15 protein-coding genes are annotated in these 15,721 nt (G+C 62.0%); 8 read left to right on the top strand and 7 right to left on the bottom strand.

Features of this window, described 5'->3' with window-relative positions; genetic code table 11:
- Positions 1–307: 307 nt before the first annotated feature.
- Entirely contained in the window at positions 308–1,729 is a 1,422-nt protein-coding gene (gene dnaA / locus E3N85_RS01380) for a chromosomal replication initiator protein DnaA (RefSeq protein ID WP_134458634.1), read from the bottom strand.
- A 451-nt stretch (positions 1,730–2,180) separates the two neighbouring features.
- Between dnaA and rpmH the strand changes: the two genes are divergently transcribed.
- The 8 genes from rpmH to E3N85_RS01340 all read left to right on the top strand — a co-directional run bounded on the left by rpmH (position 2,181) and on the right by E3N85_RS01340 (position 7,317).
- Complete coding sequence (rpmH, locus tag E3N85_RS01375) at positions 2,181–2,318, top strand: 50S ribosomal protein L34 (RefSeq protein ID WP_010204566.1); 138 nt, start codon at positions 2,181–2,183, stop codon at positions 2,316–2,318.
- A gap of 23 nt (positions 2,319–2,341) precedes the next feature.
- Positions 2,342–2,713 carry a ribonuclease P protein component gene (rnpA, locus tag E3N85_RS01370; RefSeq protein ID WP_134458632.1) on the top strand — a complete coding sequence of 124 codons (372 nt, stop codon included), beginning with the start codon at positions 2,342–2,344 and terminating at the stop codon, positions 2,711–2,713.
- Positions 2,710–3,021, top strand: a complete 312-nt coding sequence (gene yidD, locus E3N85_RS01365; protein WP_134458630.1) for a membrane protein insertion efficiency factor YidD — start codon at positions 2,710–2,712, stop codon at positions 3,019–3,021. Before rnpA ends, yidD begins: the two co-directional genes overlap by 4 nt.
- 8 nt (positions 3,022–3,029) lie before the next feature.
- Positions 3,030–4,013, top strand: coding sequence for a membrane protein insertase YidC (gene yidC, locus E3N85_RS01360; RefSeq protein ID WP_134458628.1), 984 nt, complete (start codon positions 3,030–3,032; stop codon positions 4,011–4,013).
- 131 nt (positions 4,014–4,144) lie between these two features.
- Positions 4,145–4,612 carry a R3H domain-containing nucleic acid-binding protein gene (locus E3N85_RS01355; protein ID WP_166783829.1) on the top strand — a complete coding sequence of 156 codons (468 nt, stop codon included), beginning with the start codon at positions 4,145–4,147 and terminating at the stop codon, positions 4,610–4,612.
- A gap of 11 nt (positions 4,613–4,623) precedes the next feature.
- Positions 4,624–5,319, top strand: a complete 696-nt coding sequence (gene rsmG / locus E3N85_RS01350) for a 16S rRNA (guanine(527)-N(7))-methyltransferase RsmG (protein WP_134458626.1) — start codon at positions 4,624–4,626, stop codon at positions 5,317–5,319.
- 76 nt (positions 5,320–5,395) lie between these two features.
- Positions 5,396–6,367: a ParA family protein gene (locus E3N85_RS01345; RefSeq protein WP_134458623.1), complete on the top strand. Its 972-nt coding sequence runs from the start codon at positions 5,396–5,398 to the stop codon at positions 6,365–6,367.
- Positions 6,367–7,317, top strand: a complete 951-nt coding sequence (locus E3N85_RS01340) for a ParB/RepB/Spo0J family partition protein (protein ID WP_134458621.1) — start codon at positions 6,367–6,369, stop codon at positions 7,315–7,317. Before E3N85_RS01345 ends, E3N85_RS01340 begins: the two co-directional genes overlap by 1 nt.
- Positions 7,318–7,834: 517 nt before the next feature.
- Here E3N85_RS01340 and E3N85_RS01335 read toward each other — a convergent pair.
- The 6 genes from E3N85_RS01335 to E3N85_RS01310 form a co-directional block, all read right to left on the bottom strand.
- Positions 7,835–8,791, bottom strand: a complete 957-nt coding sequence (locus E3N85_RS01335) for a D-alanine--D-alanine ligase (RefSeq protein ID WP_134458619.1) — start codon at positions 8,789–8,791, stop codon at positions 7,835–7,837.
- 42 nt (positions 8,792–8,833) lie between these two features.
- On the bottom strand, positions 8,834–10,183 hold the full coding sequence (locus E3N85_RS01330; RefSeq protein WP_134458617.1) for a PLP-dependent aminotransferase family protein: 1,350 nt from the start codon (positions 10,181–10,183) through the stop codon (positions 8,834–8,836).
- A gap of 103 nt (positions 10,184–10,286) precedes the next feature.
- Positions 10,287–10,610: a thioredoxin gene (trxA, locus tag E3N85_RS01325; protein WP_134458615.1), complete on the bottom strand. Its 324-nt coding sequence runs from the start codon at positions 10,608–10,610 to the stop codon at positions 10,287–10,289.
- A 10-nt stretch (positions 10,611–10,620) separates the two neighbouring features.
- Positions 10,621–11,592 carry a thioredoxin-disulfide reductase gene (trxB, locus tag E3N85_RS01320; RefSeq protein WP_134458613.1) on the bottom strand — a complete coding sequence of 324 codons (972 nt, stop codon included), beginning with the start codon at positions 11,590–11,592 and terminating at the stop codon, positions 10,621–10,623.
- A gap of 180 nt (positions 11,593–11,772) precedes the next feature.
- Entirely contained in the window at positions 11,773–13,398 is a 1,626-nt protein-coding gene (murJ, locus tag E3N85_RS01315; protein WP_134458611.1) for a murein biosynthesis integral membrane protein MurJ, read from the bottom strand.
- On the bottom strand, positions 13,391–15,706 hold the full coding sequence (locus tag E3N85_RS01310; RefSeq protein ID WP_134458609.1) for a DUF6049 family protein: 2,316 nt from the start codon (positions 15,704–15,706) through the stop codon (positions 13,391–13,393). Before E3N85_RS01310 ends, murJ begins: the two co-directional genes overlap by 8 nt.
- Positions 15,707–15,721 lie beyond the last annotated feature (15 nt).

The raw sequence follows: 15,721 nt of genomic DNA, 5'->3' as shown, positions 1-15,721 counted from the left end.
CTTAACCGTTGTGGAAACTGTGGATAACTCTGTGAAAACCGCTCAGGCATTGGGAACTACACGTTTGTAACTTGTGGGCGAGCTGTGGAAGTTTGTCATTCGTTTGAGCAACTCGGACTTGGTGTAATTACACGTTTCTACAGGCGGGCCTCAAGTTTCTACAGGAATGGCCACGTTGTGTGAGTTAATTCCACAGGGTTATCCACAGGTGTGAAAACTAAAAAAAATTTGGCCCCTCCGGGTCAAACCTGGTCTCCACGACCTGAAACTCGTGAAACCTCCGGAGGGGCCGTGCTGCCGTGTGCGGCTATTTGTAGCGGTGATCCTGTTTGATGCGGTTGGTCAGCTCGGTCACCTGGTTGTAGATGGAGCGCCGTTCCTTCATGAGTTCACTGATTTTCTTATTGGCATACATCACGGTTGTGTGGTCGCGGTTACCGAAGAGCTGGCCGATCTTGGGCAGCGACAGGTTCGTGAGTTCTCGGCACAGGTACATAGCGATTTGACGAGCCGTGGCGATCGCTTGCGACCGACTGGAACCGTACAAATCATCGACTGACAGCTTGAAGTAGTTGGCCGTGTTGGTGATGATGTCGACCGGAGCGATCACGTTGTCCTCGTCGAGGGTGATGAGGTCTTTGAGCACCGTCTGAACGAGGTCCATATCCACCGGCGTGCGATTCAAACTCGCGAACGCAGTGACTCGAATCAGGGTGCCTTCGAGCTCACGAATATTCGACGACACTTTCGAGGCCATGAATTCAAGAATGTCGTGCGGCACCTGCAGCTTTTCGCTCTGCGCTTTCTTGCGCAGAATGGCGATGCGGGTCTCCAGGTCAGGAGCCTGGACATCTGTGATCAGACCCCACTCGAACCGGCTTCGCATACGGTCTTCGAAGCCAGTGAGGTGTTTGGGCGGTAAATCGCTGGTGATGACCACCTGCTTGTTGTGGTCATGCAGGGTGTTGAAAGTATGGAAGAACGCTTCCTGGGTTTCTGCCTTGTTCTGCAGAAACTGGATGTCATCGATCATCAAAATGTCGATGTTGCGATAACGCGCTTGAAAGGCGGAACCGCGGTTGTTCGCGATGGAGTTGATGAAGTCGTTGGTGAACTCTTCGGAACTGACGTAACGAACACGGATACCCGGGTACAGGCTCATGGCGTAGTGACCGATGGCGTGCAATAGGTGGGTTTTACCGAGGCCCGACGACCCATAGATGAAGAGCGGGTTGTAGGCCTTGGCCGGCGCTTCGGCCACCGCCACGGCGGCCGCGTGCGCGAATCGATTGGACTGCCCGATCACGAAATTGTCAAAACTGTATTTGGGGTTGAGCCGAGTTTCATGGACCGGTGTCGGAGCAGCGCCCTCGAACACCGATTGCGACGGGGACGGCGTGATGACAACGTCGGGCGGAGTCATCGTCTGTTGCACCGGTCGCAGCGACTCCTGCTCGAGTTCGGGGTTCACCACCACATAGAAAGTGGACACTGCCGTGGCCTCATCGAGCTGACCCATTGCGGTGAGCAGGGGAACCCGCATTCGCTGGTTGAGCATGCTCGCCGTGAACTCGTTGGGCACCTCGAGATAGAAGGTGCCAGCGGCGATGCCTTTCGGCTCGACCAGACTGAGGAAACCGTAGAGCATGGGTGTGATGGTGGCGTCGGATTCCAACGCGGTCAGGACGGACCGCCAGGTCTGGACAATCGGCGTTTCAACGTCTGCCATGGTTCCTACAATCTCTGTGTTTCGGTTTTTCATTGTTCGACCGCGGAGGCCGGTGATGCGGGGCCGCTGGTGCACACCAGCTCATCTGCCGTCACGGCTCATCCCGCGGCGTCTTTCTCGAGTCATCGCTAAAGTTATCCACCGCTTGTGTATAAAACCGACCGAATTCTCAGGTTGAAGACACCAACCTGTGGATAACTTGTCTTCACGGTAGTCAATCCCACTCAGCGAGGCGAATTCACCCATGGCTCGCCTGCTCAGTTCGGTATCCACGCTGGAGTCATTATTGTGGATAATCTCCTGATTCGGGGCCTGAGTTTGACCAGACGTGGCCCAGGCCGTAGTTTTAATCAGTTGACCCCATCCCGCGGGCTTCCGACTTCTGTGCGCGCTGCTGTTCTGGCCGAGGGGAACTTGGCCAGCGGTGATTCAAATACGTGGAGATTGAACTATGAGCAAGAGAACCTTCCAGCCGAACAACCGTCGTCGCGCCAAGGTGCACGGCTTCCGTCTGCGCATGCGCACCCGTGCGGGCCGCGCCATCCTCGGTGCTCGCCGTCGCAAGGGTCGCACCGAACTCTCCGCGTAGGTTCTGATGGTCGCCAGGTTCTCGTGCTCGCTCACGTAAATCGCATTACGAGTGGCAGCGATTACCAGGGCGTCGTTCGGCGTGGTGTACGGATCGTCGGTGCACACACCGTCCTCTATGTTCGGCCCGGCTCCGTACCCACGGATGTCGTTGTCCCGGTTCGCTTCGGATTCATCGTGGCAAAGAATGTGGGTGACGCCGTGAGACGCAATCTCGTTCGCCGTCGCCTCAAGGCGGTAACGTCCGAGTTGCTGTCCACGGTATCGCCGGGAACGGACGTCGTCATCCGCGCTCTGCCGACTGCGCGAGATGCCGCGTGGCAGACGCTGCGCGATGAAGTGCAACGTTCCCTCTCGCGCTCGCGACCAGCGCGAAAGGGCAGCGCGGGCCGATGAACTCCGTGCTCACGACGATCATCCTGCTGCCCCGTAACGCGGGTGTGCTGTTGCTTCGCGTGTACCGCGCCGTGATCTCTCCGCTCTATGGAGATGTGTGTCGGTTCTACCCGTCTTGCTCGGCCTACGCACTGGGGGCCGTTCAGGAACACGGACTAGCGTGGGGCTGCGCCCTTGCTGCACGCAGACTGAGCCATTGTCATCCGTGGTCTGAAGGCGGCATCGATGATGTACCTCTCAAAAGCAAACGTCGCTACACCGTGACGTCGTTCGGTTTTGTCGTTGCACCTAGCCACGGAAAGGGCTAACCCACAGTATGGACCTCATAGGTACGATCCTCTGGCCTCTGAAATGGGTGGTCGAGCTACTGCTTGTCGCCTTCCACTGGCTCTTTTCCCAGATCGGAATCGCAGGTCTGGGCTACGACGACGGTCTCACCTGGGTGCTGTCCATCGTCGGCCTCGTACTGGTGGTGCGTGCGGCCCTCATTCCCATCTTCGTGCGACAGATCAAAAGCCAGCGCAAGATGCTCGAGGTCGCCCCCCAGCTGAAGAAGATCCAAGACAAGTACAAGGGTAAGAAAGACCAATTCTCGCGTGAGGCCATGTCCCGCGAGACCATGGCAATGTACAAGAAGACGGGTACGAACCCGCTGAGCTCCTGCCTGCCACTGCTGTTGCAGATGCCCATCTTCTTCGCCCTGTTCTCTGTGCTCAACGACGCCCAGCGCGCCAAGGCTGGCGTCGGACCGCTCAACAGCGACCTCGCAATCAGCTTCGGCAACGCCACCCTGTTCGGTGAAGCACCGCTACACGACACCTTCGCCTCGCAGTGGTCACTCTGGACGTCCGGTCAGCCGTTCAACGTAACCGTCATGATCATCGCGGCGACCATGGTCGTGCTGATGACCGCGTCGCAGTTCATCACGCAGTTGCAGATCGTCTCCAAGAACATGTCGCCGGAGACCAAGGCGAGCCCCATGTTCAAGCAGCAGCGCATCATGCTCTACCTGCTCCCCCTCGTTTTCGCCTTCTCCGGTGTCGCGTTCCCGCTCGGCGTCATGTTCTACTGGCTCACCTCGAACTTCTGGACCATGATTCAGCAGTTCCTGGTGATTCGAAACATGCCAACGCCCGGCAGTGAAGCCGCTAAGGCGCGGGAAGAGCGCATGGCCCGCAAGGGTAAGCTCATCGCGACCGACGGTGACATCATTGTGGTCGAGGAGCCCGCCAAGCCCGTGCAGCGTCAGCAGCCGGTCGGTAAGGCTCGCGCCAAGAAGCAGACCGGCCCGAAAAAGTAGTGGAGATCACCGTGACGGACAAGACCGGCCTCAGCGAGGAAAGCACTGCGGTGAGCGACAGCCCGCTTCCCGCAGTTGTCTCCCCGGGCGCTTCCACAGCGGATGCCCCCTCCGTTGCCCCCGAGGCACCACTGACGACCGACCAACTCGAGCGTGAAGGCGATATCGCCGCGGATTACATCGAAGAGTTTCTGGATATCTGCGACCTCGACGGCGATATCGACATCGACGCGCGCAACGGTCGGGCGTATCTGGCCGTCAAGGCGTCCGACGCCGACAACCTCCGGGTGCTCTCCAAGCCGGAGACGGTCAATGCCCTGCAGGAGCTGACGCGCCTCGCGGTGCAGAATAAGACGGGTTCGTTCTCACGTCTGATCCTGGATATTGGCGGATCCCGCGAGGTGCGCGAAGCCGAACTCGCGGCCCTGGTGGCACGGGCCATTGAACGCATTGAAGGCGGCGCGAGCGAAGCCGATCTGCCGTCCATGTCCTCGTACGAACGCAAACTCGTACACGACATCGTTGCAGCCAGCGGTAATTACCGATCCGAGTCGTCCGGCGAGGGTCGCGACCGGCACACCGTCATCACCGCAGCGTAGCCTCGACGGTCATGCCTGAATCAGCCGTACCAGCCTCAAACGTGCCCGAGTCCGCCGAGGCAGCACTCGACATTGCCGTGCCGGTGGCGCTGGAGATCGAGCCGGCCGCCGCGGTCGATCTCTTCGGCCCCCAGATCGACGTCATTCGTGCTTTTACAAGTAATTTGGCTGATCAGGGGGAAATTCTTGGGCTGATTGGGCCGTTGGAACTTCCCCGCCTTTGGTCACGCCACATTCTGAACTGTGCCATTGTGGCACCCCTGCTGCGACCCGGTCTTGTTGGAGACGTTGGGTCCGGCGCGGGTCTGCCCGGCCTGGTTCTGGCCATCGTGCGGCCCGATGTGGAGTTCGTGCTGATCGAACCGATGGAACGACGGGTCGCGTGGTTAAACGACCAGGTTGCCGCGCTGCAACTGGCCAATGTGACCGTAGTACGGGCGCGGGCCGAAGAAGCACGATTAGCGAATCCGCTTGATCAGGTCACCGCCCGGGCCGTGAGTGCGTTTAGTAAACTGATCCCCCTGACGGCGCCCCTGCTGCGCACCGGTGGCGAGCTCATTCTCATGAAGGGCGAGGGCGCCCAGCGTGAAGTCGTGGCCGCAGCGAAGCCCATCAAGAAATACCGTCTGCGCGATGTCGAGGTCATTACCCTCGGCGCGGGCGTGCTGCCGGAGGTAACCCGGGTCATCCGAGCTACAGTGGAGTAGTCCCGAATGTCACCAGTTTTGGTGTTCGGGGGTCCCTTTCGGGTGGCTCATCAACCGTCGAGCGTAAAGGTTTCACGTGAAACATCCTGCTGAAGATCAGCGCACAGGCAAGGCGCCGGGGTTCGACGGTACAACCCCGCTGGCCAGGGAGATCGCTGAGTTGACGCGTCGCCGGCAAGTCATTGCCGCTGGCGAACTGCCCAAGCCAGAGAAGACCCGGGTGTTGACGATCTCCAACCAAAAAGGTGGAGTCGGCAAGACCACCACTGCCGTCAACCTTGCTGCGGCGCTCGCTCGTCAGGGAGCACGCGTATTGGTCATCGACCTCGATCCGCAGGGCAACGCCTCTACTGCCCTCGGTGTAGAGCACCGGGCCGAGACGCCGAGCGTTTACGACGTCATTATCAATGACATGCCCATGGATGAAGTCGTGCAGAAAAGCCCCGAATTCGGTGCCCTGTTCTGCGTGCCGGCGACGATTCACCTGGCCGGTGCCGAGATCGAACTGGTGTCGCTGGTTGCTCGCGAACAGCGTCTTCGCCGGGCCCTCGACCTGTATCTGGCTGGGACATCCGAGCCCTACGACTATGTCTTCATCGATTGCCCGCCCTCGCTCGGACTGTTGACCATCAATGCCTTCGTCGCCGCACGTGAAGTTCTCATTCCGATCCAGTGCGAGTATTACGCACTGGAAGGGCTGAGCCAGCTCCTCAAGAACATCAAGCTTATTGAGAAGCACCTCAACCCCGACCTGGTCGTATCGACGATTTTGCTCACGATGTACGACAGCCGCACCAATCTGGCGACCCAGGTTGCCAAGGAAGTACGCGATCACTTCCCCAAAGAGGTCTTGAATACGGCAATTCCCCGTTCTGTGCGCGTTTCTGAGGCGCCCAGCTACGGTCAGAGCGTCGTCAGCTACGACCTCAACTCCGCAGGATCGCTCTCATACCTCGAAGCAGCAGCAGAAATGGCCCATCGCGGGGCACCGCGAGCAGCGCAGGAGCCCCCAAGAGGAGACAAGCCACAATTAGGAGAACAGCGATAATGGCGAAAAGAACCGGCCTCGGTCGCGGTATCGGCGCACTCATTCCGGTGCAGGAAGGCGCCTCGGCGCCGCGTCCGGTGGACGTCTTCTTTCCCCGGGGTTCGCTCGCGGAAGCGGACGCCTCCCCCGCGCTCGTTCCCGTGCCCGGCGCTACGCTGGCGCACCTGGACCCCAGGGACATCGTTCCCAACCGGGCCCAGCCGCGTACCATCTTCGATGAGGATGACCTCGCCGAACTCGTGAACAGCATTCGCGAAGTCGGTGTGCTGCAGCCCATCGTCGTGCGCCCCCTGCCCGATGAGCCCGGCAAGTACGAGCTCGTGATGGGCGAACGTCGGCTGCGCGCCACCAGGGAGGTGGGGCTCGACAGCATTCCGGCCGTCGTCCGCGATACCGCCGACGTCGACATGCTCCGAGACGCACTTCTGGAGAACCTGCACCGCGCGCAGCTGAATCCGCTGGAAGAGGCATCTGCGTATCAGCAGTTACTCGCCGACTTTGGCATTACCCAGGAAGAGCTGGCAACGCGGATCGGTCGATCGCGGCCGCAGATCACCAACACCCTGCGGCTGCTCAAGCTGCCGGAACCCGTGCAGTTGCGTGTTGCCGCCGGGGTTCTGTCGGCCGGTCACGCACGGGCCATCCTGTCCGTCGGCGACATGAACGGCATGCTGCGTCTGGCAGACAAGATCGTCGAAGAGGACCTGTCAGTGCGTGCGGCGGAAGCCGCGGCGACCGCTGGTCCCAAGAAATCCATCATGAAGCCGCTGCCCGGACGGCGCCAGGGACACCTCGATGAGATCGCTGAACACTTCGGAGATCGTCTCGATACCCGGGTCAAAATCCATCTCGGCGCACGAAAAGGCCAGATCACGGTAGATTTCGCGACAATCGGTGATCTCAATCGCATCCTGACAGTCCTCGGAGAACCCGGCTTCAGCGCCACCTAGGTCCGTGCCGTGGATGGCGTTTCACGTGAAACATTCCGACTGTCCTCGCTCGGATGTTTCACGTGAAACACTGGATGCTGAGGGTGTCGCAAGGCTGAGCGAGAAGTTGTCGGGATTTCGCCCGAGTCAAAGGCATATTCACGCGAAAATTTTGCAGTAGCCAGCACCGTGGCCGGCTTCGGTTCCACGCTGTAAGCGGACGGTCAAGTGGCGTTCCGTTTCACGTGAAACGCGCCCGTTCCACCGGGTGAGCTCGCCCGGCGCGGAGCCACATTTGTCACGAGCGGACTACGCGCGGCGACCGGCCACCGTGTTAGTGGCGACGTCGGGTTAGCGCGACGGCTTCACGGAGACACCGAGTCGTCATGGTGCACGTTTCAGTTCCTACACTGGAACATTGCGGTGCCACGGCGGTGCCACGGCGGTGCCACGGCGGTGCCACGGCGGTGCCACGGCGGCTCGTTTCATGTGAAGCGGCCGCACGAGCCGTATGTTTCACGTGAAACGGTGGGCCGGTCTACTGGGTGCGTAGGGCGTGGGCAGCGAGGGCGGAGTACGTGGCGCCGAGGGTCTGACCGGCGGCCTCGATGGCCTGCGGCACCAGCGAAGTCTCGGTGAGGCCGGGAAGCACATTGGCCTCGAGAAACCACGGGGTGCCCGCTGCGTCAATGATGAGGTCGACGCGGCTCAGGTGACGCAGGCCGAGCAGGGTGTGAATGGCCACAGCGGAGGCACTCACCGCCCCTGAGACGTCCTGAGCGAGGCGGGCAGGGGTGTAAAAGTCGGTTTCGCCGGCGTTATAGCGGGCCTCGAAGCTGTAAACTCCGTCGACGGGCACGATTTCGACGATGGGAAGCGCTGTGGGACCGTTCCCGGCATCGATTACGGCCACCGTGACCTCGATCCCCTCGATGTACGCCTCGACGAGGGCGGTATTGGCGTAGGTATACGCATCAACCATGGCACGGGGCAGTTCACCGGGGGTTCGTACGATAGTGACGCCCTGCGAGGAGCCACCCTGCGCTGGTTTGACGACGAGGGGAAGGCCGATCGCACTGATCAAGTGCTCGAGTACGTCCGTAGCACCGAGGTCCCGAAAGGTTTCAGTGGAGAGCACGATCGCCGGGGGAGTTGCCAGAGCGGCGCGCGATACGAGTTCTTTCGCGGTTCCCTTATTCCAGGCCAGGGCTGCAGCGGGACCGCGGGAGCCCAGAAAGGGAATGCCGGTCGTCTCAAGTAGGGAGAGCAGCGCGCCGTCTTCGCCGGTAGCGCCGTGCAGGGTAGGCCAAATGAGGTCGGGCGCCTGCGCGGTGAGGGTGGTGAGCAGGTTTGCGCCGGGATCGAGCACCGTGACGGAGTGTCCGGAATCGGTGAGGGCATCCGCTACGCGACGGCCGGAACGGAGGGAAACATCGCGCTCGTGCGAGATGCCGCCCGCGAGGATGGTGATGTTGAGAGGATTCGATTCGCTCATGATCAGGATTTTTCCTAGCTGATTAGGGGTAGGGCGGCGAATTTAGGAGATATTGGCCGGCGGGCCGGCGTAGCGCTGATTCCGGGGACCTGATCGCTCAGGGGCGGGACCGAGGGATCCCGTGCCGGCGAAGGTGTCGAGCAGATCGAGCTCGCCGCGAATCACGGTGGCAAGACGACGGATGCCCAAGCGAATGCTGTCGGGGGTGGGATAGCAGAACGCGAGGCGAATATGCTGGCGGCCGTCACCGTTAGCGTAAAAGGCAGTACCGGGAGTGTAGGCGACGAGTTCTTTGACTGCGCGGGGCAGCATGGCCTTGGAATCGAGTTGCTCCGGCAGGGTCACCCAGACGTAGAACCCACCGGTCGGGTTCGTCCAGGTCAGGTCGGGCAGGTATTCGTCCAGCGCGGTCAGCATTGCATTCTTGCGCTCGTGATAGACGCCGCGGAAAGTATTGATCTGGCCCTGCCAATCGGCGGTGGAGAGGTACTCCGAGATGACCATCTGCGTGAACGAGCTGGGGGAGAGTACGGCCGCCTCGTTGGCGAGGACGAGTTTCTCGCGAATGGCGTGCGGGGCAAGGGCCCAACCAACACGAAAGCCGGGAGCGAGGGTTTTTGAGAAGGTACCGAGGTAGACGACGCCGTCGCGCTCGAGTGAGCGGATCGCATCCGGTGCCGGCTTGTCGAAATACAGCAGACCGTAGGGGTTGTCCTCCAGGACCAGAATGTTGTTGGTGCGGCAAATCTGAAGAATTTCCAGGCGACGTGCCCAGCTAAGGGTTACGCCGGCCGGGTTGTGGAAACTGGGGATCGTATAGAGGAACTTGATGGTGCGCCCTGCGGCCTTCAGGGCGGCGATGTGTTCGATCAGGGCAGCGGGAATCATGCCATTCTCGTCCATGGGGACATGGTCGACCTCGGCCTGATAGGACTTGAAGATGACCATCGCGGTGACATAGCTTGGACCCTCGGAGACGACGACATCTCCGGGGTTCAAAAAGAGCTTGCTCACCAGTTCGAGGGCGTGCTGGGAGCCGGTTGTGACCACGACATCGTCGGCGTTCGCCTTGATGCCTTCGAGGGCCATCACGTCGAGAATCTGCTCGCGCAGCAGGGGAAATCCCTGACCAGAGCCATATTGCAGGGCTGTCGCACCCTTTTCGCGCATGACTTTATCCATGGCATTCCTGATGCTGTCCTGCGGCAGGGCTGCGACGTACGGCATGCCTCCGGCGAGAGACACCACCTCGGGGCGCGAGGCCACGGCGAACAGGGCGCGCACCTCGGAGGCCTTCAGGCCCGCGGCTCGGTCCGCGTACTGGTGGTACCACGGATCAAGGTTGTTGCCGGCCTGCTCGAATCCAGTTTCAGTGGAACCCTGATTTGTCACGTCACATCCGTTCTGCTGTTCACTTCATCGTATGGGGTGGCAGCGCACACCGAAAAACCCGCCCAGCTGCTGCCGGACGGGTTTTCAGCATTCAGGGTGTGACTTAGACCAGGAAGTCGGCCAGGTCCTTCTCGAGCTGCGGCTTCGGCTTGGCGCCGATGACGGTCTTGACGACCTCGCCCTTCTGGAAAACCTTCATCGCGGGGATGGAGGTGATCTGGTACTTGGCGGCCAGGGCCGGGTGCTCGTCGACGTTGAGCTTGACGATGTCGAGCTTGTCGGAGTTCTCGGCCGCGATCTGGTCGAGAATGGGGCTGACGGCGCGGCAGGGGCCACACCACTCGGCCCAGAAGTCGACCAGTACGGTCTTCTCGTTGTTGATGACTTCCTGATCGAAGTTGGCTTCGGTGACGGATCGTGCGGTCATGTGAATCTCCTTAGTTAACTGATGCGAGTTCGGTGTCGCCGGCTTGGGCCAGAAAGGCGGGGGGGAGGGTGCTGAGGTAGTGCTCTGCGTCGAGAGCGGCAGCGCAGCCGGAGCCGGCCGCGGTGATGGCCTGACGATAGCTGGAATCGATCACGTCGCCGGCCGCGAAGACGCCGACCTGACTGGTGAGCGAGGACCGGCCGGCTACTGCGATGGTGCCCTCCGGGGTCAGATCGAGTTGCTTGTGCACGAGGTGCGTTCGGGGGTCGTTACCGATCGCCACGAACACACCGCCGACGGGAAGGCTGCTCTCGGCGCCAGAGACAGTGTCGCGCAGGATGAGACCGTCGACAGCGTCGGCGCCGGTGATGCCGACAACTTCACTGTTCCAGGTGAACTGGATCTTGTCGTTGGCGAAGGCACGATCCTGCATGATCTTGGAGGCGCGCAGCTCGCCCTTACGGTGAATGACGTGCACCTTGGAGGCGAACCGGGTAAGGAAAGTAGCTTCTTCCATGGCGGAGTCGCCACCGCCGATGACGGCGATTTCCTTGCCCTTGAAGAAAAAACCATCGCAGGTGGCGCACCAGGAGACGCCGCGGCCGGACAAGCGTTCCTCGTCGCTGAGACCGAGTTTGCGGTACGCCGAGCCGGTGGCGAAGATGACCGCGAGAGCCTGCTCCACGTCGCCGTTACCCAGGGTCACCGTTTTGAACGGGCCCGTCAGGTCGACCGAATCGACGTCGTCATAGATGACCTCGGTGCCGAAGCGCTCAGCCTGCTCCTGCATCTTGGTCATCAGATCGGGTCCCTGTACCCCCTCCGGGAAGCCGGGAAAGTTTTCGACGTCGGTCGTGTTCATCAACTCACCGCCGGCCTCCACTGAACTGGCAATCAGAAGCGGTGTGAGATTGGCTCTCGCGGCGTAGATCGCCGCGGTGTAACCGGCCGGTCCGGAACCGATGATGATGATCTGACGCACGTGCACGCTCCTTGCAATGATGGGCGAGACGGGCAGGATCCCGGCTCACGTTTCGATACAACACATCCTAATCAAATGATATTCCGGCCCCTCCAGCTTCTGCCGCAGGCACTCAGCTGCCGAAGAAGTCACTCGCAGTGCTGACACGACGTCTAAGCGGCGCTGCAGGCAGGTTGCGTCTTATCGACCGAAACGCTTCTGCAGGGGCGCCAGGAAGGCCGTGAGCTCGCTGCTGCGCATGACGAGGAGTAATCCGAAGTAGGACAGGGACATGACGAGACCGATGACGAGCATCGAGGTGATGGCGCTCAGGCGGGACGCGACGGCAAATCCGCCCTCGACCGTCCCCCCCAGGGTGAACAGCAGGGCGATGCCGAGGCCGACCGGAATGATCGCCGCCGCGAAATATTTCACGAGGCTGCGCACGATGCGCCGGCCGTCGATGCCACCGAGTCGGCGCCGCAGCAGCGTGGTCGCCAGAACGCACTGCAGCACGCCGGAGACCGTGATGACCAGGGCGATACCGACGGCAATCCATTCCACCGGCAGCAGGGCGCAGCCGAGCACACCGAGCACGATGAGTACAACCTGGAACAGGGTGAAAAAGAACGGTGTGCGGGTGTCTCCGAGGGCGTAGAAGGTGCGTTGCACGACGAACAGGATGCAGAAGGCGATGAGTCCGAGAATGAAAGCGATGATCACGTTCCCGATGCCCTGAATCTGGTCGAACGGTGACACGAACACGGCGGCGAACGGATACGCGCAGACGGCAATCACGGCCGTCGCGATCACGATGATCAAGGTCGTGCCTCGTATCGCAGAGGATGCATCTGTGCGCACTAGATCAAACTTCTCGAGTGCCGCGTGCTCGCTCATGCGGGTGAAGTAGGCGGTGGCCACGGAGACCGTGATGACCGAGTGCGGCAACATGAAGATCAGCCAGGCGGTGGCGAGTACGGCAATGGACGCCTTACCGGTGGCGTACGAGACCACCTGCGTCTCGACGATCCCGGCAATGGTGGTCAGGACCAGCATGCCGAAGGTCCAGGTGGCCATCTTTCCGGCGGCACCGAGGCCAACCCCGCGAAAATGAAAGTCGGGGCGAAAACGCAGGCCGATGCGTTTCCAGAAATAGAACAACACCACGGCCTGAACGATCACGCCGAGCGTCGCGGTGCCGGCCAGCAGCGCGATCATGGCCGGGGTGAATTCGCCCGCCGCCCGTTCACCGGTGGCATCAGCCCCAAACATGACGCCGAAAACGAGCAGTCCGGCGATCGCGACCACATTGTTGAGCACCGGCACCCACGTGAACGGTCCGAACATGCGACGCGCGTTGAGCACCTCGCCGAGCAGCGTGTACAGGCCGTAGAAGAACATCTGGGGCAGGCACCAGTAGGCGAACGCGACCGCGAGATTTTTTTGGTCGGCTGGCAGGTTGATGCCGATGAATCCGGTGATGGCCGGCGCGAACAGGGTGCCGACAATTGTCGTCACAGCGAGAATCGATAGCGCCAGGGTGAGCAGTTTGTTGATGTAGGCCGTGCCGCCGTCGAGGTGCGCACTGGCGCGCACGATCTGCGGCACCAGAACGGCCGTGAGAATACCGCCGGCGACAATGACGTAGACGGTGTTCGGCAGTTGGTTGGCCAGGGCGAACGCGTCGGCGCTGTCGCCGAGCTGACCGATCATGCCGGCCAGAACAATGAGCTTCACGAACCCGAGAATGCGCGAGACCATGGTGCCGGAGGCCAGGAAGGCGCTGGCCCGGCCGATGCCGCCGCTACCGGTAACGGTGTCAGACATTGGGTTCCGCGGCGGGGGGCGGCAACTGCCCGGAAGCGACGGGAGCCCCACTGGCACGGTCTCGGCGTCGGCGCACGATATTGCGCCAGATTCCGAACCCGAAGAAACCGACGACGAGGATCGCGAAGATGCTCGCACCCACACCTTCCCAATCGGCCCGCACACTCACTTCGATCGGGGCCGGCTGCCCGAGCGGCGTGCCGTTGAGAGTGAACAGGGTGACTCGCAAGACGACGTCGCCGTTGCCGACGGCCGCGCTGAGCGGCACCGAGACGGCTTGGGCGGAATTGGGCTGAATTGTGGTCTCGAGGGTTTCACCGACGACGAGCCGTCCGTTGGATGGCACGATGTCGGTGCGCACGGTGACCGCCTGATCCAGGGCATTGTTGAGCGTGATGCGCAGGTCGACCTTGCTGCCCACCACGATGATCGGACCGCGCGTAGTCACGGTCACGGCGTGCATCAGGTCGAAGGAGGCGGCGAGGCTCGCCCGGACTTGTTCCTGCCAGGCCGACGACTGTGCCGTCCAGGTGGTGTCCAGAAGGGCCAGCAGTTCAAGTCGCGCCGGGGCGGTGGCCAACAGCGGATCGGCCAGGATTGTGGCGAACTCGGCCATCGCGCCCTCGCGCTGCAGCAGCGATCGGGCGAGCGCGACCCGGTCGCTGTCGATCGCCTCCTCGTGAAAGCTCACCGTGGATGCCGGGGTGGAATCCAGAGCCGACTGCAGTGAGGCCGCGTTCGACCAGGGGGCTGAGTTGAGGGCCGCGAGGGTTTGACCGACCCGGGTCGCGCTCGTTGGACTGCCGCGATCGAACGTGACCAACAGGGTGCGCGCCGCATTGGGGTTCTCCGCAGACACAATCGCCAGCAGCGATGCCGCCTCGGCTACGTTCTTCCGCCAGGCATCCTCCGTCGTGGCCTCGGCGGCCGCACGGATAGCCGCCGACAGCGTGGAGTCACTGACCAAGCCCAGCCCCCTCGGAAGGGAGACGGCGGTATTCGGGGTGAAGACGTCGGACTGCTGCACATTGTCGCTGGAGAGAATGGTCGTGGTCAGGCCGCTCGCGGCAAACACGTCGAGATCGGTGCGCGCGACTTGCCCGCTGGCCGGCCAGCCGATCGTGCTACTCGTGTAGTTCCAGGCCAACAGTTCGCTGGCCGTGGGAACGACCGTCTCGCCCGGCTCAACCGTGGGGGGAAGGGGCGGTGTCGGGGACGGGGTGGTTTCGGTACTGGTCGGGGGCGTGATGGTGGGCACATCGCTCGGGTTGAGGGTGGTGTCCGTGCTCGGCGCGGCCGTAGGCACCACGAACAGGCTCGGGTCGATCGCCGGTTCGAATGAGGTGGGTGCGAGTAGCGTCGTGGCACCGGCCTGTGCTTGCAGCGCGATGTCGGCATCTGCGTAGCCGAGCGGGAAAATGTCATTGCTCGCTCCGGCCAGGCGGTCGAGCCAAGCCACGGCCGACGCGGGAGCGGCGCTGCCGAGCACCCGAATGGACGCGATGATTTGCGGATCGATGGCGATCGTGGCCGTGGGTGCATCGATTGCTATATCTAATTGGCGGGAGAGCAGACCGGCCGAGCTCGTGTACGACTCGAGGGCCTTGGTGGTGATCAGGCCGGTCGCGTCTTCCGGGGTGGTGATCGGCAAGATAGACGCGAGCCCGACCGGGGTGATCGCGCTGCCCTGCGACCAGACGAACGTGCCGCGGCCTTCGGCTTGAACCTCGTCATCCGCGATGAGAATCGCGGCGATTCCGCGCGCCCCCCACGCGTTCTGGTCGGTCAACCCGACGGAACCAGCCGGAACCGTGATCGCGATGTTCGTGCTGGCCCCGGCCGGAATGAGTCCTGCTGTTGGAACGCTCATCAGCTGGTCGCCGGAATTTGCGTCTGCATCGGGCCGCAGCCAGGAATCGAGCGCCGCGCGGGTGGTGAGCGCGAGCTGCGCGAGATACACATCGACTCGGCCGATCGGTATGGCGGCGGCGGTGTTGTTGTGAATGGTCACGGTCAGGGGCAAGTCCTGGCCGGGCGATAGTTCCGGTGTAACGGTCGGAGAAACGGTGACTTCGACGCTGTCAGCGGGGGTAGTGGCGATCGCAGCAGTGCTGCTCGCAGGTTCAGCGTGGGCCGTGAAAGGGAGTTCCGGCGCGAAAACCAGCGACGCGAGGGTCAGGAATCCGACCAAAAGCGCCCAAATCGGCAGCAACCGTCGATGACGTTGCGTGCGCAGGGCCGGGCGCACGGTTGTGCACGCGGCGGCCGGGAGCGCGGGCCGATGCGCGGAATCTGACTCGGCCACCATAGGGGGATTCTACGG

Source organism: Cryobacterium sp. Hz9 (genome assembly GCF_004402825.1).
GTDB classification, from domain to species: domain Bacteria; phylum Actinomycetota; class Actinomycetes; order Actinomycetales; family Microbacteriaceae; genus Cryobacterium; species Cryobacterium gelidum.
Note: the sequence above shows the minus strand (reverse complement) of the source record. Positions and strands in the feature narration are given on the sequence as shown.

Bases quoted from the DNA above. Each gene is read 5' to 3' on its own strand.
- dnaA (WP_134458634.1), bottom strand. From the start codon at position 1,729: ATGGCAGACGTTGAAACGCCGATTGTCCAGACCTGGCGGTCCGTCCTG.
- rpmH (WP_010204566.1), top strand. From the start codon at position 2,181: ATGAGCAAGAGAACCTTCCAGCCGAACAACCGTCGTCGCGCCAAGGTG.
- yidD (WP_134458630.1), top strand. From the start codon at position 2,710: ATGAACTCCGTGCTCACGACGATCATCCTGCTGCCCCGTAACGCGGGT.
- yidC (WP_134458628.1), top strand. From the start codon at position 3,030: ATGGACCTCATAGGTACGATCCTCTGGCCTCTGAAATGGGTGGTCGAG.
- rsmG (WP_134458626.1), top strand. From the start codon at position 4,624: ATGCCTGAATCAGCCGTACCAGCCTCAAACGTGCCCGAGTCCGCCGAG.
- E3N85_RS01340 (WP_134458621.1), top strand. From the start codon at position 6,367: ATGGCGAAAAGAACCGGCCTCGGTCGCGGTATCGGCGCACTCATTCCG.
- E3N85_RS01335 (WP_134458619.1), bottom strand. From the start codon at position 8,791: ATGAGCGAATCGAATCCTCTCAACATCACCATCCTCGCGGGCGGCATC.
- trxA (WP_134458615.1), bottom strand. From the start codon at position 10,610: ATGACCGCACGATCCGTCACCGAAGCCAACTTCGATCAGGAAGTCATC.
- murJ (WP_134458611.1), bottom strand. From the start codon at position 13,398: ATGTCTGACACCGTTACCGGTAGCGGCGGCATCGGCCGGGCCAGCGCC.
- E3N85_RS01310 (WP_134458609.1), bottom strand. From the start codon at position 15,706: ATGGTGGCCGAGTCAGATTCCGCGCATCGGCCCGCGCTCCCGGCCGCC.